Genomic DNA, 15,463 nt, shown 5'->3' with positions numbered 1-15,463 from the left:
TGCAACAGCCGTTTCAACATTAGGGTCGCTCAGTAAGACAGCCGAACCAACAAAAATAACGATTGCTGTATTAATCAAATTCATCCCGTTCATGATAGGGAAGAGAAGGCCTGAAAAGGTCCGGCCTTTAAAGGTTGCTGAGCGTACTCGGTCATTCTGCTCAATGAAACCTTTGATGACCTCCTCCTGCATTCCCTGAACGATAACGGCTTTCTGACCGGAAATGGTCTCGTCCATATAAGCATTGAGGCGGCCGACTTCTTTTTGCTGAAGATTGGTGTATTTCCGAGCCAGCCTAACAATGACCACTAGAAGAAGAAAAGCAACCGGCGTGCTAGCTACCGTTATCCAGGCCAATCTAGCATTTTGAACAAACATGATAATCACGAGACCCAGATAAAGCAAGGCATTGCTCATAACCTGGATCATACTCTCGTTTAGAGCTTGCAGGATATTGTCCAAGTCACTGGTAAAGCGCGATAAAATGTCGCCGTCCTGATGGCGGTCAAAGAAAGCGACAGTCATCTTGGACAGCTTGCCAAACAGGCCCTTGCGCATCTCATTGGTCGAATGGGCAATAACTCGGGTCATCAAAAGCATGTAAATCAAGCTAGAAACAGACAGGCAGACAAAGGACACCAATACACTGCCCATGACGCTGCCAAAAGTCGACAGAATCTGATCAGTCTCACCCTTCTCCGCAAAAGCCCGTCCCAACTCAACCAAATGCTGAACAGCCTGACCGACATAAACCGGAAAAAGGACCTGAAAAACAGTCGCTGTTATCATCATCAAAAGGACAACGACAAAGGATAATTTGTAACGCTTAAAATATTGCCAGAAAAATGCAATCGTCCGCATCTTAGTCCTCCTTTCCTTTCTGAGTTTCGTAAATTTCACGGTAGACATCGTTAGTGGCGACCAATTCCGCATGCGTCCCTTGGCCAATCAGCCGACCCTGATCCAAGACCAGAATCTTATCTGCATGTACAACAGAGCTAATCTTTTGAGCAATGATAATCGTTGTCGTTCCTTGCAGCTCTTTATTCAAGGCTTCTTGAACCAGCTTTTCTGACTTGGCATCCAAGGCCGAGGTCGAATCATCTAAAATCAAAATATTGGGATTGTTGACAACACCTCGAGCAATGGACATCCGCTGCTTCTGACCGCCAGAGAAGTTGCTGCCACGCTCCTCCACTGCACTGTCAAAACTCTCTTCCATACGGCTGATAAATTCACTAGCTTGGGCAATACGAGCCGCCCGCTCCATCTCAGGCAGCGAAGCGTTGAGCTTACCCTGACGGAGATTGTCCGCAATGGTTCCGCTAAATAGAATCGCCCGCTGCAGCACGATGGAAACATTTTTTCGAAGAGTTCCCTGGCTAAGCTCTCGCAGATCCCGGCCACCAATCTTGACAGAACCTTCCTGCGGATCAAAAAGACGGGGAATCAGCTGGGCCAAGGTAGACTTACCCGCCCCCGTCGCACCAACAACGCCAATCATTTGCCCCGGCTCAACCTCAAAGCTGATATCCTTTAGCATTGGCTCGTCATCGTTGGGATAGGAAAAAGTCACATGCTCAAAGCTGAGGCTACCTTCTAGTTCTTCATCAGGCGAGTCTGGGAAAGCCATAGCTGGCTCCGTTGCCAATACTTCCTTGATCCGACGGATAGAAATGATCCCCCTCGTCACACCATTTCCCAAGAAGCCAACCATAATGATAGTGAAAATAATCTGGCTCAGGTAACCGATAAAAGAAGCGATGGAGCTGACCAGTCCTGGCTCCGCCTGAATCATGCCAGATAGAGTCCAGATAGCCAAGTAAACAGAGCTGTAGCCGACCAACATCATCATTGGCTCAATGATTGAAAAAGCGTAGCCAATATAGAGATTCTCTGACAAAAGTTCATCAGACACCTGACTGAACTTATGAAACTGGTCTTCCTCCCGAACGAAGGACTTGACCACTCGCACACCACGAAGATTTTCCTTAGCAATGGCATTAATCTTATCCAAAAGAGTCTGGAATTTCTTAAAACGAGGCCCCATCATCCCCATCATGACAGCCGTTAGACCAGCTATGAGCACAATCAGCAAGAAGATAATCCACCAGAGAGAGGGCATGGTCACAATGGCCAAGATAACTGATCCGATAAAAAGAATGGGCAGTCGAAGAAGAATTTGAAAGAGCATCATAGTTACATTTTGAATCTGATTGATGTCATTCGTCATCCGCACGACTAGATTACCAGCGTTGAATTCCTCGATATTAGCATAAGAAAAGGTCTGAATCTTGCGGAAAGTCTCCTCGCGGAGATCTGATGAGACAGCTTGGGCAATATAAGCCGCCAAGGTCACATTAATCCCTCCTGCCGCCAGTCCGACAAAACCGATGCCAATTAGCCAGCCGCCCATACTGTAGATGGTCTGGCTATTTTGCTCCTGCAGAGCATCTAAGATGTGCTTTAAAAACCAGGGCAGTAAAAGAGAGCTGGCAATCATCAGCGAGGTCATCAAAAGCGAACTCAGGGCATACCATTTATACCGTAATAGACTTTTAAAAAACATGCTTCCTCCTACTTTTTTCTTATTTGACTTAGTTTCCTTACTATATCACACATAAAAACAATGTCAAGCAAGAAATTTCTTATATTATATGGTAAAATGAGATATAGACTCTAAAACCGATTTAAATTCAGACTCGGAATTTCATCATAAGGAGAAGATATGGATAAACAACGAGTTGCTGTGATTGGTCCTGGTTCTTGGGGAACGGCCTTATCACAAGTGTTAAATGACAACGGACATGAGGTTCGTATTTGGGGAAATATCGCTGAGCAAATCAACGAAATCAACGACGAACACACCAATAAACGCTATTTCAAAGATATTGTACTGGATGAAAAGATCAAGGCTTATCATGACCTAGAAGAAGCTTTAAAAGATGCGGATGCCGTGCTTTTTGTCGTGCCGACCAAGGTAACCCGTCTGGTAGCCAAACAAGTAGCTCAAGCTCTGGACCACAAGGTAAAAATCATGCACGCCTCCAAGGGACTGGAGCCCAATACCCACGAAAGGATTTCAACTATCCTGGAAGAAGAAATCCCTGCAGAGCTACGCAGCGAGATTGTCGTCGTCTCAGGTCCCAGCCATGCTGAGGAAACCATTGTACGCGATATTACCCTAATTACTGCTGCTTCTAAGGACCTGGAAACAGCTAAATATGTGCAAGAGCTCTTCAGCAATCACTACTTCCGCCTCTACACTAATACCGACGTCATCGGAGTGGAGACTGCAGGCGCTCTGAAAAACATCATCGCAGTTGGAGCTGGTGCTCTCCATGGACTAGGCTATGGTGATAACGCCAAGGCAGCTATTATCACACGCGGTCTGGCCGAAATCACGCGTCTAGGTGTCAAGTTAGGAGCCAACCCTCTAACCTACAGCGGTCTATCTGGTGTCGGTGACCTGATTGTCACAGGGACCTCTGTCCACTCCCGCAACTGGCGGGCCGGCAATGCTCTAGGACGCGGCGAGAAATTAGCTGATATTGAAGCCAATATGGGCATGGTTATCGAAGGGATTTCCACCACCAAGGCTGCCTATGAACTGGCCCAGGAGCTGGATGTTTATATGCCGATTACCCAGGCTATTTATAAGGTTATTTATCAAAACTGTAATATCAAAGAAGCCATTTATGAAATCATGAACAATGAATTCAAGGCTGAGAACGAATGGACTTCGTTCTAATAGAAAGGAAATAATTATGTCAAAAGTTAAGAAAGCCGTCATCCCTGCAGCTGGTCTCGGAACCCGCTTCCTGCCAGCTACTAAAGCTCTAGCCAAAGAAATGTTGCCAATCGTTGACAAGCCAACCATCCAGTTTATCGTTGAGGAAGCTCTCAAATCTGGAATTGAAGATATTCTAGTTGTCACAGGTAAATCAAAACGCTCCATCGAAGACCACTTTGACTCAAACTTTGAATTAGAATACAATCTCAAAGAAAAGGGTAAAGACGATTTGCTCAAATTGGTCGATGAAACCACTGGTATCGGTCTGCATTTCATCCGTCAGAGCCATCCGCGCGGACTGGGAGATGCTGTCCTTCAAGCTAAGGCTTTCGTAGGAAACGAGCCTTTCGTTGTCATGCTGGGCGATGATCTCATGGACATCACCAATGATAAGGCTGTGCCGCTGACCAAGCAATTGATTGATGATTACGAGGCTACTCACGCTTCTACCATCGCTGTCATGCAGGTCCCTCATGATGAAGTTTCCTCTTATGGTGTGATTGCCCCTCAAGGCGAAGGTGTCAAAGGTCTCTACAGCGTGGAAACCTTCGTCGAAAAACCAAAACCTGAGGATGCACCGAGTGATTTGGCTATTATCGGCCGCTACTTGCTGACACCAGAAATTTTTGAAATCTTGGAAAAACAAGCGCCAGGTGCTGGAAATGAGATTCAGCTGACCGATGCGATTGATACTCTTAACAAGACGCAGCGCGTGTTCGCTCGCGAATTCAAGGGCGATCGCTATGATGTCGGTGACAAGTTCGGCTTTATGAAGACTTCTATCGACTACGCCCTCAAGCATCCGCAGGTCAAAGACTCCTTGAAGCAGTATATCATTGACTTGGGTCATACATTAGAGAAAAAACAAAGTAAAAAATAATTGATTCAAACAACTAACGTTGAAAATAAAATTTCAGCTATAAAAAAGAGGTTTTTAACCTCTTTTTTATATATCGTTAGTTATTTATACACACTTGTTAAATCAAGGAATGATGAAAGCCTAGAAAAATTAGAAGGGCAGCCAAGGCTAGATAGCCCAACAAGACTAGCCAGCGCTGAGCAGGTTTAAAAGCATTGCTTGAGCTTTTGATAGGGAGAATGACCGCACAGAGTATGCCACCAATCAAACCGCCCAAATGCCCCGCCAAACTGATACTAGGCATGAAACTAAAGATGATATTGACCACAATCAAGGTCATATAAGACTGCCCCAGCTGCTGAATGTAGCTGTCGCGAACGACATAGTGCAGGGTCACGATAGAGGCAAAAAGTCCAAACAAGGCGGTTGAAGCTCCTGCTGATAGAGCATCTGGACTGAAAAAGAAGACAAAGATATTTCCCATTAGGCCAGACATCATATAGAGCAGAAAGAAATTTCGTGAGCCAAAAATATCTTCTGCCTGCCGTCCAATAAAATAAAGAGTAATAACATTTACCACAAAGTGCTCCAAGCCAATATGCACAAAGATAGCAGAAAAGAGGCGCCATATCTGAATGGGATTCATGATAATAGTTGGAGAATACACTGCTCCAAATTCAAAGACCGTTTGTGCTTCAGCATAAGAAAAGCCACGTAAAATCAGCATCCCCACAAAGACAAGTGTTGTTAGAATTAACAAAACACTGGTCACAGGATATTTTTTATCGTAGATGTAGTTCATAAATCAGTACTTCCTTTACTGCTATATCGTGATAATCAGGCTCAAAATCAGACTGTTGAAAACTATAGATGCTGCTGATGGATGCTCCTGCAAAATCAGCCAGATAGCGGTCATAGTAGCCACCGCCGTAACCGATCCGAAAGCCTTGAGAATTGAAAACCACACCCGGCACATGAATCAGATCAATTTCTGTCTTGTCCACAGCCTCTTCACTTATCGGCTCCATAAGACCAAAAGAGCTTTTTTGCAGGCAACTTTCATCATAATCCACAAATATCATCCGACCCTGGCCATAGGTTTTGGGCACTAAAACCCGCTTGCCGTCCAACTGAGCCTGCTTGATAAAGGATGCAGTTGAGACTTCATGCGGCATAGAAAGATAGGTAGCGATAACCTGAGCGTTTTGATAAGCTGCTGAACTGAGCAAGTGCTGGGTCAGCCAGTTATCTGCCTGCTCTTTTTCTTTTCCTGTCAGTTTCTTCATCTGGTTCAGCACAGTTTGTCTCAGCTCTTTTTTCATGCAGCTCGTCCACCTTTTCCTTATCTTTCGTTGATTTTATAATCTAGGAATTTCCCAATTTTTTCAATAGCAAAGGGCAGTGCGGCCTCATCCGGTGCCATCTTGGGATGATGGAGGGCATAGGGACTGTCCACTCCCAGCCAGAACATGACACCCTTGACCTTACTGAGCAGATAGCCGAAGTCCTCACCTGTCATAGCCGGCGCAATATCAATCAACTGCACTCCTTCTTCCTTCTGGAAAAAGTCCATCAATTCGTCTGCTAGGTCAGGATGATTTTCTACAGGTAGGTAGCCACCTTGTTTAAGCTCCAAGTCCAATTCCAGACCGAAACTTTGGGCTATGCCCTCTGCTATTTCCCGTAAGCGCTTCTGAGTCAAGAGATTCATCTCCTGAGTCAGAGTCCGAATGGTGCCATGCAAAAAGGCCGTTTCTGCGATGACATTGTTGGTCGTGCCAGCATGGAGCGAACCAAAGGTTACAACCGCCCCCTCGATAGGATCGACATTGCGACTGACAATGGTCTGCACCTGGGTGATAAAGTAGCTAGCCGCCACCAAAGCATCATTGGCTTCATGAGGAAAGGCCGCATGGCCCCCCTTACCCTTAAAAGTCAGCTTGACTTCACAGGTGCCAGCAAAGAGCGTTCCTCTATTAGTGGCAATATCGCCGACCTTGAGGTCTGGTCGCACATGGAGACCGTAAAACTCATCTGGCAGCCAGTCGCCAAAGGCACCGTCTTCGTACATGAGCATACCGCCAGCTTCATTTTCCTCAGCAGGCTGAAAGAGAAAGAGCAGATTGTGGGTAGGCTGAGCGCTCACAGCTTGTTCCAGCAGACCTAGAGCCACCGTCATGTGCATATCATGTCCGCAGGCATGCATGCGACCTTCATGAGTACTGGCAAAGTCCAGTCCTGTATCCTCCACAATCGGCAAACCATCAATATCTGTCCGCCAGCCAATCGTCTTATCTGGTGAACTTCCCTTGATAAAGACCAAAATACCAGTCCGCCAAGTTCGGATTTCCACAAAGTCTAGGCCAGCTGTCAGTCCATCAATGACCTGCATCAGGTAGGCATGAGTCTTGTATTCTTCCAGACCGATTTCTGGTATCTGGTGTAAATCACGGCGAATGTTCAGATAATCAAGCATTTTTCTTTCCTTTAAAATCTTGTCAGACCAGTCAAAGTGTTGGGCCACACCCAATCAATTCAAATTTATGCTATTTTTAAAGAGTACGCAGGGCGTCTTCCAGAGCTGTCTTCTGCTGGGTCTTTTCGTCAATGGTCTTGATAACTCGTGCCGGAACACCAGCAACCACTACATTTTCCGGAACATCCTGGGTCACAATCGCACCAGCCGCAACAACGGAACCACTGCCAATTTGTACACCTTCAATCACAACCGCATTGGCACCAATCAGCACATTGTCTCCAACCCGAACTGGCTCAGCACTAGCAGGCTCAATGACTCCCGCCAGAACCGCACCAGCACCGACATGACTGTTTTTGCCGACAATCGCTCGGCCACCTAGAATAGCACCCATATCAATCATGGTCCCAGCACCAATTTCTGCACCGATATTGATGACCGCCCCCATCATGATGACAGCATTGTCGCCAATTTCAACTTGGTCACGGATAATAGCGCCCGGCTCAATACGGGCATTGATATCGCGCTTGTCCAAAAGCGGCACCGCTGAGTTGCGGGCATCCTGCTCTACGACATAGGTCTTATTCTCCTCTAAGTTCACTAGGAGTGGCTTGATTTCTTCCCAATCCCCAAAAAGAACATTGCCTAACTTCACAACAGACCAAGGAATCGATCCGTGCAATTCTCCATCAAAGGTCACCTTGACCGGAGTTTTTTTCTTGGCATCAGCGATAAATTTGATAATTTCTTGAGCGTTCATTTTAGTAGCAGACATGATTTTTCCCTCGATTCGTGAATGATTTAGCCTTTTAGTTTGTTTATCTCCTCAATCTCCAACAACTTGAAGAACAATTGATGTAAACCAAGAAGCTTGATTAGACAATATTATAACACAAAAAAGGGGATTGCAAAACTCCTATAAGACTCTCTACATGAGATACAGATTGTAAAAAGACACGAACTCTCGTCCGTGCCTAACAAAGCAATTCCAAACTTATATACCAACGATATTATTTAATTCTTTCGTTCAAAATGTTTCCAGTGTTGGCGTCAATGGTCATTTTGATCTTTTGCGTACCGTTCAGAGCTTCCAGCTTATGAGACAAGAACTCCTATTCATTTATTCTATTTAGAAAGATTACTCAATAGATACTGTCCGTTTTCCTGACGGATAAAAGTCAAAGTTATCTCCTTATTTGAAGAGGTTTCATAGTTTACAAGCATCTTCGGCTCTGATTCACCATCCCCATAAACTGAGATATGTTGATATTCTGGGTATTCCTTGATTACTTCTTTAAAGGAAGAACCGCCCTCGCCTGTTTCCGCATCACCCGTCTTTAAGCTCTCTGTAATCTGGCCAGATACCTTTTTATCATAGTCGTCACTACCGGGCATAATACTCATACCCTGAAGATGGTAGCTGCCATCCTCGTGTTTCATAAAGGTCAGAGTGGTATAACTAGAGTCAGGCAACCAAGACAATGAGAGCCCTTCTTCTTGAAACGTCACACTGCTGGCCAAGCCAAAATCTTTGACTACTTGTTCAGGGGTCAATCCTTCATCATCCGCACTAACAATGCTCAGCTTTTCAAGGTCTTTCACTTCCCACTCATATACATCCTCTTTTGACGGAGCCACAAAAGAAGCAACATCGCTTTGATGTCCCTTTCGAGACAGACTTGGCACACTTCCCCCACCCATAAAATCATTTAGGAAATAGCCGCCAAGACCCCCTAGCAATAGTCCTGCTGCCAGACCTATTCCTAAAAATCCTATCAGCTTGCCCGTACTATTTTTCTTTGGCTCTGGACTTGGCTGGGCAGCGAAGTTTGCAGCTTGCTGTGGTCCGGCAAAGTTCTGACCAGCTGGATTAAATCCCTGAGGAATTGCTTCTTGAAAAGCGGGATTTCCCCAATTATCCTGCTGAGGCATCTGTTGCTGAGGAGCATCAAAAATGGGTTGCTGAACGCCAAAATCTTGATTAGGATTCGGCATTTCAGGACTGCCCCCTTCTACTGGGAGAGGCTGCCCCTCTGTTGAGTTAGCTACAAATTGTCCTGAGTCTGATGACTGGACTTGCTGCGGGTACGGAGCCAATCCTTCTAAAGATTGTTCCTGCGGTTTATTTTGTTCTGACATCGTTTCTCCTTTTATTATTTGAGTTCTGTTTTATTTATTGGCAGTAGTGGACAAAAGATAGTTTCCGTCCTCCTGCTGAACGAATAACAACCTATAAGTTCCATCATTAGGAGCGTCATAAGCCGCCTCCATAATGGTTTGACTAGTATCCTCATTGAAATCTTCATCTACACGAATAGAGATACTTCGCGGACTGCCATATTCCTTAAAAACTTCCTTATAGGAAATGCCATCCTTACCAGTCTTTGCATCGCCTTTTTTCAATTTTTCAAAGTAATCAGCCGCCATCGCTTCGTCCTCAGCATTATGTTTGCTTCCTTCAAAGCGAATATTATAGATATGAAGGCTATTCAGATAGAAACCATCTTTTTTCTTCTCAAAATCCAGAGAAGCAGTTTGATCTGTATAATAAATTGACCAGTCCTCCTCATCATCAGAATCTTGAAGCGTTCCCCACTCTAAATCAAGGCTGTCACGAGAGATTTCTTCTTTTAAAGCCTTGCCATATTTATCTAGAATATCTTCCACAGAAGTACCATTCGTATCTGTCTGAATAGTATTGAACCGTAACTCTGACAAACTATCAATGTCCCACTTGAACTCAGTAGTATCAGGGTCAATGTACTGATCTGATTGATCTCTCTTTGATTCCCTAGCATCTGCCAAAGGATGAAGCACAGGATATTCTCCTTTGATGACATCCGCTACTCCCATTCTATATCCCCAGATTCCCCCTCCGATTAGTCCAAGACCAAGAGAGAGCAAGGCTCCGCCTATCAGGATTCCTCTCCAGGATCTATTCTTGGTCAAAGGCGGAGTTGGTCCCTGCGGACTTGAAACATGGCCTTGCTGAGGTTGAAAATGATGCGGGAATTTCTCTTGCGACTGAGCATTCCTTGAAGGCTCAAAAGAATGCTGTGTTTGCTGTTCTGTCAATCTTCTTTCCTCTTTCTTGTTTATTTCCAATAATCTTATCAGTTCTCTTTTAATAACGAAATGCTTTGAAAGCAGTCAGTCACAAAAGATAAACTAAATAACTAAAAACTTACATTTCCTCTGACTTTATATATAAGAAATTTCCATCTGGCTGGCCTACAAACAGAAGATATTTATAACTATCTTCTGTTTTATAAGTCACCTCAGCAATCAGACGGTTGGAGATAATCTTATTATCCACGTCACGTTCGGTTGTGATGACAATTTCTGACGGCACAGGATGCTTCTTCAGGACCTCTGATAAAGCTGTTCCTCCTTCACCCGTTTCCTTGTCTCCTTCTTTCAAACGTTCAAGGTCTTTGGGAGATAATACGCTCCAATCTGTCGTTTCCTTCCCTTTTCTATATTCTTTAAAAGAATCTCCAACTACCACTTGCCTCAGATAGTAGTTCTGGTCAACTTTATCAAATTGAAAAGAAATATTTTGCTCCTTGTCCCTGACAGAAGGGCCCCATCGGAGTGTCAGACGATTGCGATCATATTCTGCTGAACTAGCCAAGCCATAAGTTTCAACGATTTGATCAGCCGTCAGACCTAATCCTTCATCATTTGTATAGCTCAACCGTCCCAAGTCTTTCAAAGTCCAATTAAACTGAACCGACTGCCCGTCTGTAGTAAAGCTGTCGCCATTTTCTTTGGCTTCCTCCTGAGCCTTACTTAAGCGTTTAATCCTTTGCATATCCTTATTTGTCTGCGCCTGCTTGCCGATAAAATAAACTGAACCGCTACCAATCAAAAGACCAATTATGAGAGCAAAAATTGAAAGTCCTATGACTTTTCCGATATTGCCCTTCTTATCAGGTAATCCTTGCGGCTGAATCTGCTGGAAATTCCCTTGCATTGGCTGGCTAGGTTGATTTTCTTGCCAAGCCCCTTGCACTTGACCTTGTCCATCTTTATCTGACATGGTTTTCTCCTTATAAATTTTATTGATTTGTCATATTGCGAAAACATTGAAAAATAATGACAAATTTTACAATATTATAACATAAATTATTCTTCCAATCAAAAAACCTCCCAAAGGGAGGCTGCGTTTCGTATTACAAACGTGCATTCAATTCTTTGCTCAGCTCTTCAAATCCTGGTTTACCAAGAAGGGCAAACATATTGCGCTTGTATGCTTCAACACCTGGTTGGTCAAATGGGTTGATGGCATTCAAGTAACCTGAAAGGGCGATGGCCAATTCGAAGAAGTAGATGGTGTAGCCAAGAGTGAAGGCATCTTGCTCTGGAAGAGTCACGTACATGTTTGGTACATCACCGTCTGTGTGGGCAAGAAGAACACCGTCAGTCGCTTTTTTGTTTACAAAGTCAACGTCTTTTCCTTGAAGGTAACCAAGTCCGTCAAGGTCTTCTTCCAAGCTAGGGATAATCACGTTCTTACGAGGTTTGTCAACACGGACAACTGTTTCAAACATGATACGAGTTCCTTCTTGGATAAATTGACCCAATGAGTGCAAATCAGTTGAGAAGTTAGCTGAAGTTGGGTAGATCCCTTTTTGGTCTTTCCCTTCTGATTCACCAGCCAATTGTTTCCACCATTCTGAGAAGTATTGAAGTGATGGCTCGTAGTTTACCAAGATTTCAGTAGCATAACCTTTGCGGTAAAGGATGTTACGAACCGCTGCGTATTGGTAAGCTTCGTTTTCAGAAATTTTGTCTGAAGTGTAGTCTTTACGAGCTGCGTTGGCACCTTCCATAAGGGCTTTGATGTCAGCTCCTGATGCAGCGATTGGAAGCAAACCAACTGCGGTCAAGACTGAAAAACGTCCACCGATATCATCTGGAACCACAAATGTTTCCCAACCGTTGGCATCTGCTTCAACTTTAACGGCACCTTTTTGGCGGTCAGTTGTTGCATAGATACGTTTGTTGGCTTCTTCTTGACCGTATTTCTTAACCAAGAGTTCTTTGAAGACACGGAAAGCGATAGCTGGTTCAGTTGTTGTACCTGATTTAGAAATCACGTTTACTGAGAAATCTTTGTCTGCTACATACTCTACCAGGTCAGCAAGATAAGTAGATGAAATTGAGTTTCCAGCGTAAAGGATTTGTGGCGCTTTGCGCTCTTCTTTTGTTTGCAAGTTTGCAAAGTGGTGGTTCAAGAAGTCGATAGCCGCTTTGGCACCAAGGTAAGAGCCACCGATACCGATAACAACCAAGACATCACTGTCTGATTTGATTTGCTCAGCAGCCTTCAAGATGCGGTCGAATTCTTCACGGTCGTAATTTTCAGGAAGGTCCAACCAACCTAAAAAGTCGCTTCCAGCACCAGTTCCTTTACGAATCAATTCATCCGCTGCTGTTACTTGTGATTGCATGTACTCCACTTCATGTGGGGCAACAAATTTATCTAAAACTTTTGAATAATCAAATTTAATATGTGACATGATATTCCTCCATTTTTTATTCCACTCTATCATATCGCTTTCATAGTTATTTAGCAAGTAATTTATTGTTTTAAAACGCTTCCAATTTATTTTTTTATAAATAGGCTAAAGCTAGAAACCATCTGAAAGCAATCGTTTGCGTAAGTCAGCAAATTTTAACCCTATTGAGAAGAATAATTTTGATTGACAAGAAAGCCAATATACTTCTTAAGATTGAATGTCAGCTGAATTCATTTCAGGTCCGTTCAAACTAGATTCACTGCTCCAATATTCATCTGCGCCTTTTAGGCTTGACTCATTAAATATTGGAACCTAGTTCTAGCTTTGCTTAAACTGCATCAATGTACCTAAGTTCTTTTGTGTCCTTTGGACTTAATTCACTAAAAGACTCTATCCGGTTTACAGATTTTTCCCTTATGGGAAAAACTGCATCCATTGCTCTAAGATTCATCTGCGCCTTTCAGGCTTGATTCATTCAACATTGGAACCTAGTTCTCGCTTTGCTCAAACTGCGTCAATGTCTCTAAACTCATCTTCCTCCTTCGGAGTTGATTCGTTAAGAGGCATAGAAAAAGAGCACACAGCTTACATCGCTTAGGGCTGCTGGATTCCTCCCCTGACCCGCTTCACGCAAAACTGTTGCTCCATGAATAGTATATCACATTTTTTTACTTTTGGCGACGATTTCTAAAAAAATCTTGCATGATTTGAGCACACTCTTCTTGGAGGACACCTGTCTCCACCTCTACACGGTGGTTAAGTCGCTCATCTGTCAAAATATCGTAAAGGCTTCCAGCTGCTCCAAACTTTTGATTTGCTGCTCCATAGACAACGTGAGGAATGCGCGCTAGACCGATTGCTCCACTGCACATGACACAGGGCTCAATGGTTACAAAAAGCGTTGTATCCAGCAAGCGCCAGCTATTTTCATGCCGATTCGCCTCTTCGATAGCCATTATTTCCGCATGCATAACAGCCCGTTGCAGCTCCTCACGTGCATTGTGACCGCGGCCGATAATCTTACCTTCTTTAACCAAGACACAGCCGATGGGAATTTCATCATGAGCCAGAGCAATCTCCGCCTCCTTTAAAGCTTCCCGCATAAATTCTTCTTTTTCTTCAATCGTATAATTCATCATTATCTTTCTAAATCTCTAGTCGTCTATCTCATTATACCACAAGTCTGCCGCACTTCTAAGAAAAAGCAAAAGCCACCACTGGGGTGACTTTCAGGAGATTATTATGAAAAAAGTTTAGGATTTTTAAACAAAGTTAGGAGGTCTTTGTTTACGCTGTTAGTATAATATATATCTTAAATGAATCTTAAGATGAAATTTTCTTGCAAAAAAGCACAAGAAGCAATTTCCTTGTGCTGACTTTTTTATAAATTAGACCAGACGCTTTCCAAGATATTGGTCTGCTCGCGGCCAGGACCGACTGAGAAGGTAGAAATACGGACACCAACCAACTCACTCACTCGGCGAACATAGTTGCGGGCATTTTCTGGCAAGTCTTCCAGACTGCGGACACCGATGATGTCCTCTGACCAGCCTGGCAGCTCTTCATAAATCGGCTTGCAGCGCTTGAGCTGTTCCAGACTAGCTGGGTAATGGTCAATTCGCTGCCCATCCAAGTCATAGGCTACACAGATTTTGACTGTATCCAGACCGCTCAAAACATCGATGGAGTTAAGCGAAAGATTGGTAATCCCTGATACACGGCGGCTATGGCGCATGACAACAGAGTCAAACCAGCCTACCCGACGCGGACGACCGGTGGTGGTACCATATTCGTGGCCGATATCACGAATGCGGTCACCAACTTCATCGAAAAGCTCTGTTGGGAATGGTCCATCTCCGACCCGACTGGTGTAGGCCTTGCAGACACCGACTACCTTGTCAATTTTGCTCGGACCAACACCGGAACCGATGGTGACTCCCCCTGCAACTGGATTAGAAGAAGTTACAAAGGGATAAGTACCTTGATCAATATCCAGCATGACCCCTTGAGCTCCTTCAAAGAGCACTCGTTTCCCTTGATCCAGCGCATCGTTGAGGATAACAGAGGTATCGGTTACATACTGCTTGATTTGCTGACCATATTCATAGTATTCTTCAAAAATATCATCAAAGCTGATTGCTGTACTATCGTACAACTTCTCAAAGAGGCGGTTTTTCTCAGCTAAATTCCGCTCCAAGCGCTCTCTGAAAATATCTTTATCCAAAAGGTCAGCGATGCGGATACCGACACGAGCAGCCTTGTCCATATAGGCAGGGCCGATTCCCTTGATTGTCGTTCCGATTTTATTATCACCTTTTGCTTCTTCCTGCAGACGATCCAGCTCGATATGGTAAGGCAGGATGACATGCGCTCGATCGGAGATACGAAGATTATCTGTCGTCACACCCTCTTCATGCAGGTAGTTCAATTCTTTGACCAGAGATTTGGGATTGACCACCATTCCATTTCCAATGACAGAAATTTTTTCTGGGAAGAAAATTCCTGACGGAATCAGGTGCAGCTTGTACTTCTTGCCGTCAATCACGATAGTGTGGCCGGCATTGTCACCACCCTGATAGCGAGCAATCACTTCGGCATTGGCTGAAAGGAAGTCTGTAATCTTCCCTTTTCCTTCATCCCCCCACTGGGTTCCTACAACAACTACTGATGTCATAATTTTGTCTGAGCTGAAGCAGCTCTTCCTTTCTTGAAAAGCAGGCAGGAATCTCACCTGCGATTATGTTTTATACCTCATTATATGAAAAATTTAACAATTTTTCAAGGTGGGATCCATTCTTGATTTGCTTTTC

At 44.2% G+C, this 15,463-nt stretch carries 13 protein-coding genes, 1 other RNA gene and 2 pseudogenes; 2 read left to right on the top strand and 14 right to left on the bottom strand.

The genetic code is table 11. From position 1 onward, the window contains the following. Positions 1–15 precede the first annotated feature (15 nt). The 3 genes and pseudogenes from DQM55_RS11910 to DQM55_RS01075 all read right to left on the bottom strand — a co-directional run. Positions 16–744: pseudogene (locus DQM55_RS11910) on the bottom strand (ABC transporter permease); the annotation flags it as partial. Then, positions 723–861, bottom strand: a pseudogene (locus DQM55_RS11905) (ABC transporter ATP-binding protein); the annotation flags it as partial. The pseudogenes DQM55_RS11910 and DQM55_RS11905, both read right to left, overlap by 22 nt. Position 862: 1 nt before the next feature. Further along, the gene (locus DQM55_RS01075; RefSeq protein ID WP_111675194.1) at positions 863–2,569 is read right to left on the bottom strand and encodes an ABC transporter ATP-binding protein; all 1,707 of its coding nucleotides are present in this window, start codon (positions 2,567–2,569) and stop codon (positions 863–865) included. 159 nt (positions 2,570–2,728) lie between these two features. Here DQM55_RS01075 and DQM55_RS01070 point away from each other — a divergent pair, with 159 nt between their 5' ends. Both DQM55_RS01070 and galU read left to right on the top strand, forming a co-directional pair. After that, the gene (locus DQM55_RS01070; RefSeq protein WP_002899188.1) at positions 2,729–3,751 is read left to right on the top strand and encodes an NAD(P)H-dependent glycerol-3-phosphate dehydrogenase; all 1,023 of its coding nucleotides are present in this window, start codon (positions 2,729–2,731) and stop codon (positions 3,749–3,751) included. A gap of 16 nt (positions 3,752–3,767) precedes the next feature. Beyond that, positions 3,768–4,673: a UTP--glucose-1-phosphate uridylyltransferase GalU gene (gene galU / locus DQM55_RS01065; protein ID WP_002893959.1), complete on the top strand. Its 906-nt coding sequence runs from the start codon at positions 3,768–3,770 to the stop codon at positions 4,671–4,673. A gap of 97 nt (positions 4,674–4,770) precedes the next feature. Here galU and DQM55_RS01060 read toward each other — a convergent pair whose 3' ends face one another. The 11 genes from DQM55_RS01060 to DQM55_RS01005 all read right to left on the bottom strand — a co-directional run bounded on the left by DQM55_RS01060 (position 4,771) and on the right by DQM55_RS01005 (position 15,327). Then, positions 4,771–5,454 carry a rhomboid family intramembrane serine protease gene (locus tag DQM55_RS01060; RefSeq protein ID WP_023916923.1) on the bottom strand — a complete coding sequence of 228 codons (684 nt, stop codon included), beginning with the start codon at positions 5,452–5,454 and terminating at the stop codon, positions 4,771–4,773. Continuing rightward, entirely contained in the window at positions 5,435–5,974 is a 540-nt protein-coding gene (locus tag DQM55_RS01055; protein WP_002917801.1) for a 5-formyltetrahydrofolate cyclo-ligase, read from the bottom strand. The genes DQM55_RS01060 and DQM55_RS01055 overlap by 20 nt, the downstream gene beginning before the upstream one ends. Positions 5,975–5,994: 20 nt before the next feature. Further along, complete coding sequence (locus DQM55_RS01050) at positions 5,995–7,128, bottom strand: N-acetyldiaminopimelate deacetylase (RefSeq protein WP_023916921.1); 1,134 nt, start codon at positions 7,126–7,128, stop codon at positions 5,995–5,997. A gap of 76 nt (positions 7,129–7,204) precedes the next feature. Then, the gene (gene dapD, locus DQM55_RS01045) at positions 7,205–7,903 is read right to left on the bottom strand and encodes a 2,3,4,5-tetrahydropyridine-2,6-dicarboxylate N-acetyltransferase (RefSeq protein WP_002917803.1); all 699 of its coding nucleotides are present in this window, start codon (positions 7,901–7,903) and stop codon (positions 7,205–7,207) included. Positions 7,904–8,253: 350 nt separating this feature from the next. Next, on the bottom strand, positions 8,254–9,267 hold the full coding sequence (locus tag DQM55_RS01040; RefSeq protein ID WP_009660258.1) for a hypothetical protein: 1,014 nt from the start codon (positions 9,265–9,267) through the stop codon (positions 8,254–8,256). Positions 9,268–9,297: 30 nt separating this feature from the next. Next, entirely contained in the window at positions 9,298–10,233 is a 936-nt protein-coding gene (locus DQM55_RS01035; RefSeq protein ID WP_032905708.1) for a hypothetical protein, read from the bottom strand. Positions 10,234–10,312: 79 nt separating this feature from the next. Then, the gene (locus DQM55_RS01030; protein WP_111675193.1) at positions 10,313–11,170 is read right to left on the bottom strand and encodes a hypothetical protein; all 858 of its coding nucleotides are present in this window, start codon (positions 11,168–11,170) and stop codon (positions 10,313–10,315) included. Positions 11,171–11,303: 133 nt separating this feature from the next. Then, positions 11,304–12,653 (bottom strand): glucose-6-phosphate isomerase, encoded by a 1,350-nt coding sequence (locus tag DQM55_RS01025; protein ID WP_000018268.1) that lies wholly within the window; start codon positions 12,651–12,653, stop codon positions 11,304–11,306. Positions 12,654–13,211: 558 nt separating this feature from the next. Continuing rightward, positions 13,212–13,309, bottom strand: an RNA gene (gene ffs / locus DQM55_RS01015) — signal recognition particle sRNA small type. 12 nt (positions 13,310–13,321) lie between these two features. Continuing rightward, positions 13,322–13,792 (bottom strand): tRNA adenosine(34) deaminase TadA, encoded by a 471-nt coding sequence (tadA, locus tag DQM55_RS01010; protein WP_111675191.1) that lies wholly within the window; start codon positions 13,790–13,792, stop codon positions 13,322–13,324. A gap of 242 nt (positions 13,793–14,034) precedes the next feature. Further along, on the bottom strand, positions 14,035–15,327 hold the full coding sequence (locus DQM55_RS01005) for an adenylosuccinate synthase (RefSeq protein ID WP_111675190.1): 1,293 nt from the start codon (positions 15,325–15,327) through the stop codon (positions 14,035–14,037). Positions 15,328–15,463 lie beyond the last annotated feature (136 nt).

It is taken from the genome of Streptococcus sanguinis (genome assembly GCF_900475275.1).
Lineage (GTDB): Bacteria > Bacillota > Bacilli > Lactobacillales > Streptococcaceae > Streptococcus > Streptococcus sanguinis_N.
The sequence above is the reverse complement of the archived record's forward strand: the minus strand, read 5'-3'. Positions and strand labels throughout refer to the sequence as shown.

Coding starts and splice junctions, on each gene's coding strand:
- DQM55_RS01075 (WP_111675194.1), bottom strand. CDS start 2,569: ATGTTTTTTAAAAGTCTATTACGGTATAAATGGTATGCCCTGAGTTCG.
- DQM55_RS01070 (WP_002899188.1), top strand. CDS start 2,729: ATGGATAAACAACGAGTTGCTGTGATTGGTCCTGGTTCTTGGGGAACG.
- galU (WP_002893959.1), top strand. CDS start 3,768: ATGTCAAAAGTTAAGAAAGCCGTCATCCCTGCAGCTGGTCTCGGAACC.
- DQM55_RS01060 (WP_023916923.1), bottom strand. CDS start 5,454: ATGAACTACATCTACGATAAAAAATATCCTGTGACCAGTGTTTTGTTA.
- DQM55_RS01055 (WP_002917801.1), bottom strand. CDS start 5,974: ATGAAAAAAGAGCTGAGACAAACTGTGCTGAACCAGATGAAGAAACTG.
- DQM55_RS01050 (WP_023916921.1), bottom strand. CDS start 7,128: ATGCTTGATTATCTGAACATTCGCCGTGATTTACACCAGATACCAGAA.
- dapD (WP_002917803.1), bottom strand. CDS start 7,903: ATGTCTGCTACTAAAATGAACGCTCAAGAAATTATCAAATTTATCGCT.
- DQM55_RS01040 (WP_009660258.1), bottom strand. CDS start 9,267: ATGTCAGAACAAAATAAACCGCAGGAACAATCTTTAGAAGGATTGGCT.
- DQM55_RS01030 (WP_111675193.1), bottom strand. CDS start 11,170: ATGTCAGATAAAGATGGACAAGGTCAAGTGCAAGGGGCTTGGCAAGAA.
- DQM55_RS01025 (WP_000018268.1), bottom strand. CDS start 12,653: ATGTCACATATTAAATTTGATTATTCAAAAGTTTTAGATAAATTTGTT.
- tadA (WP_111675191.1), bottom strand. CDS start 13,792: ATGATGAATTATACGATTGAAGAAAAAGAAGAATTTATGCGGGAAGCT.
- DQM55_RS01005 (WP_111675190.1), bottom strand. CDS start 15,327: ATGACATCAGTAGTTGTTGTAGGAACCCAGTGGGGGGATGAAGGAAAA.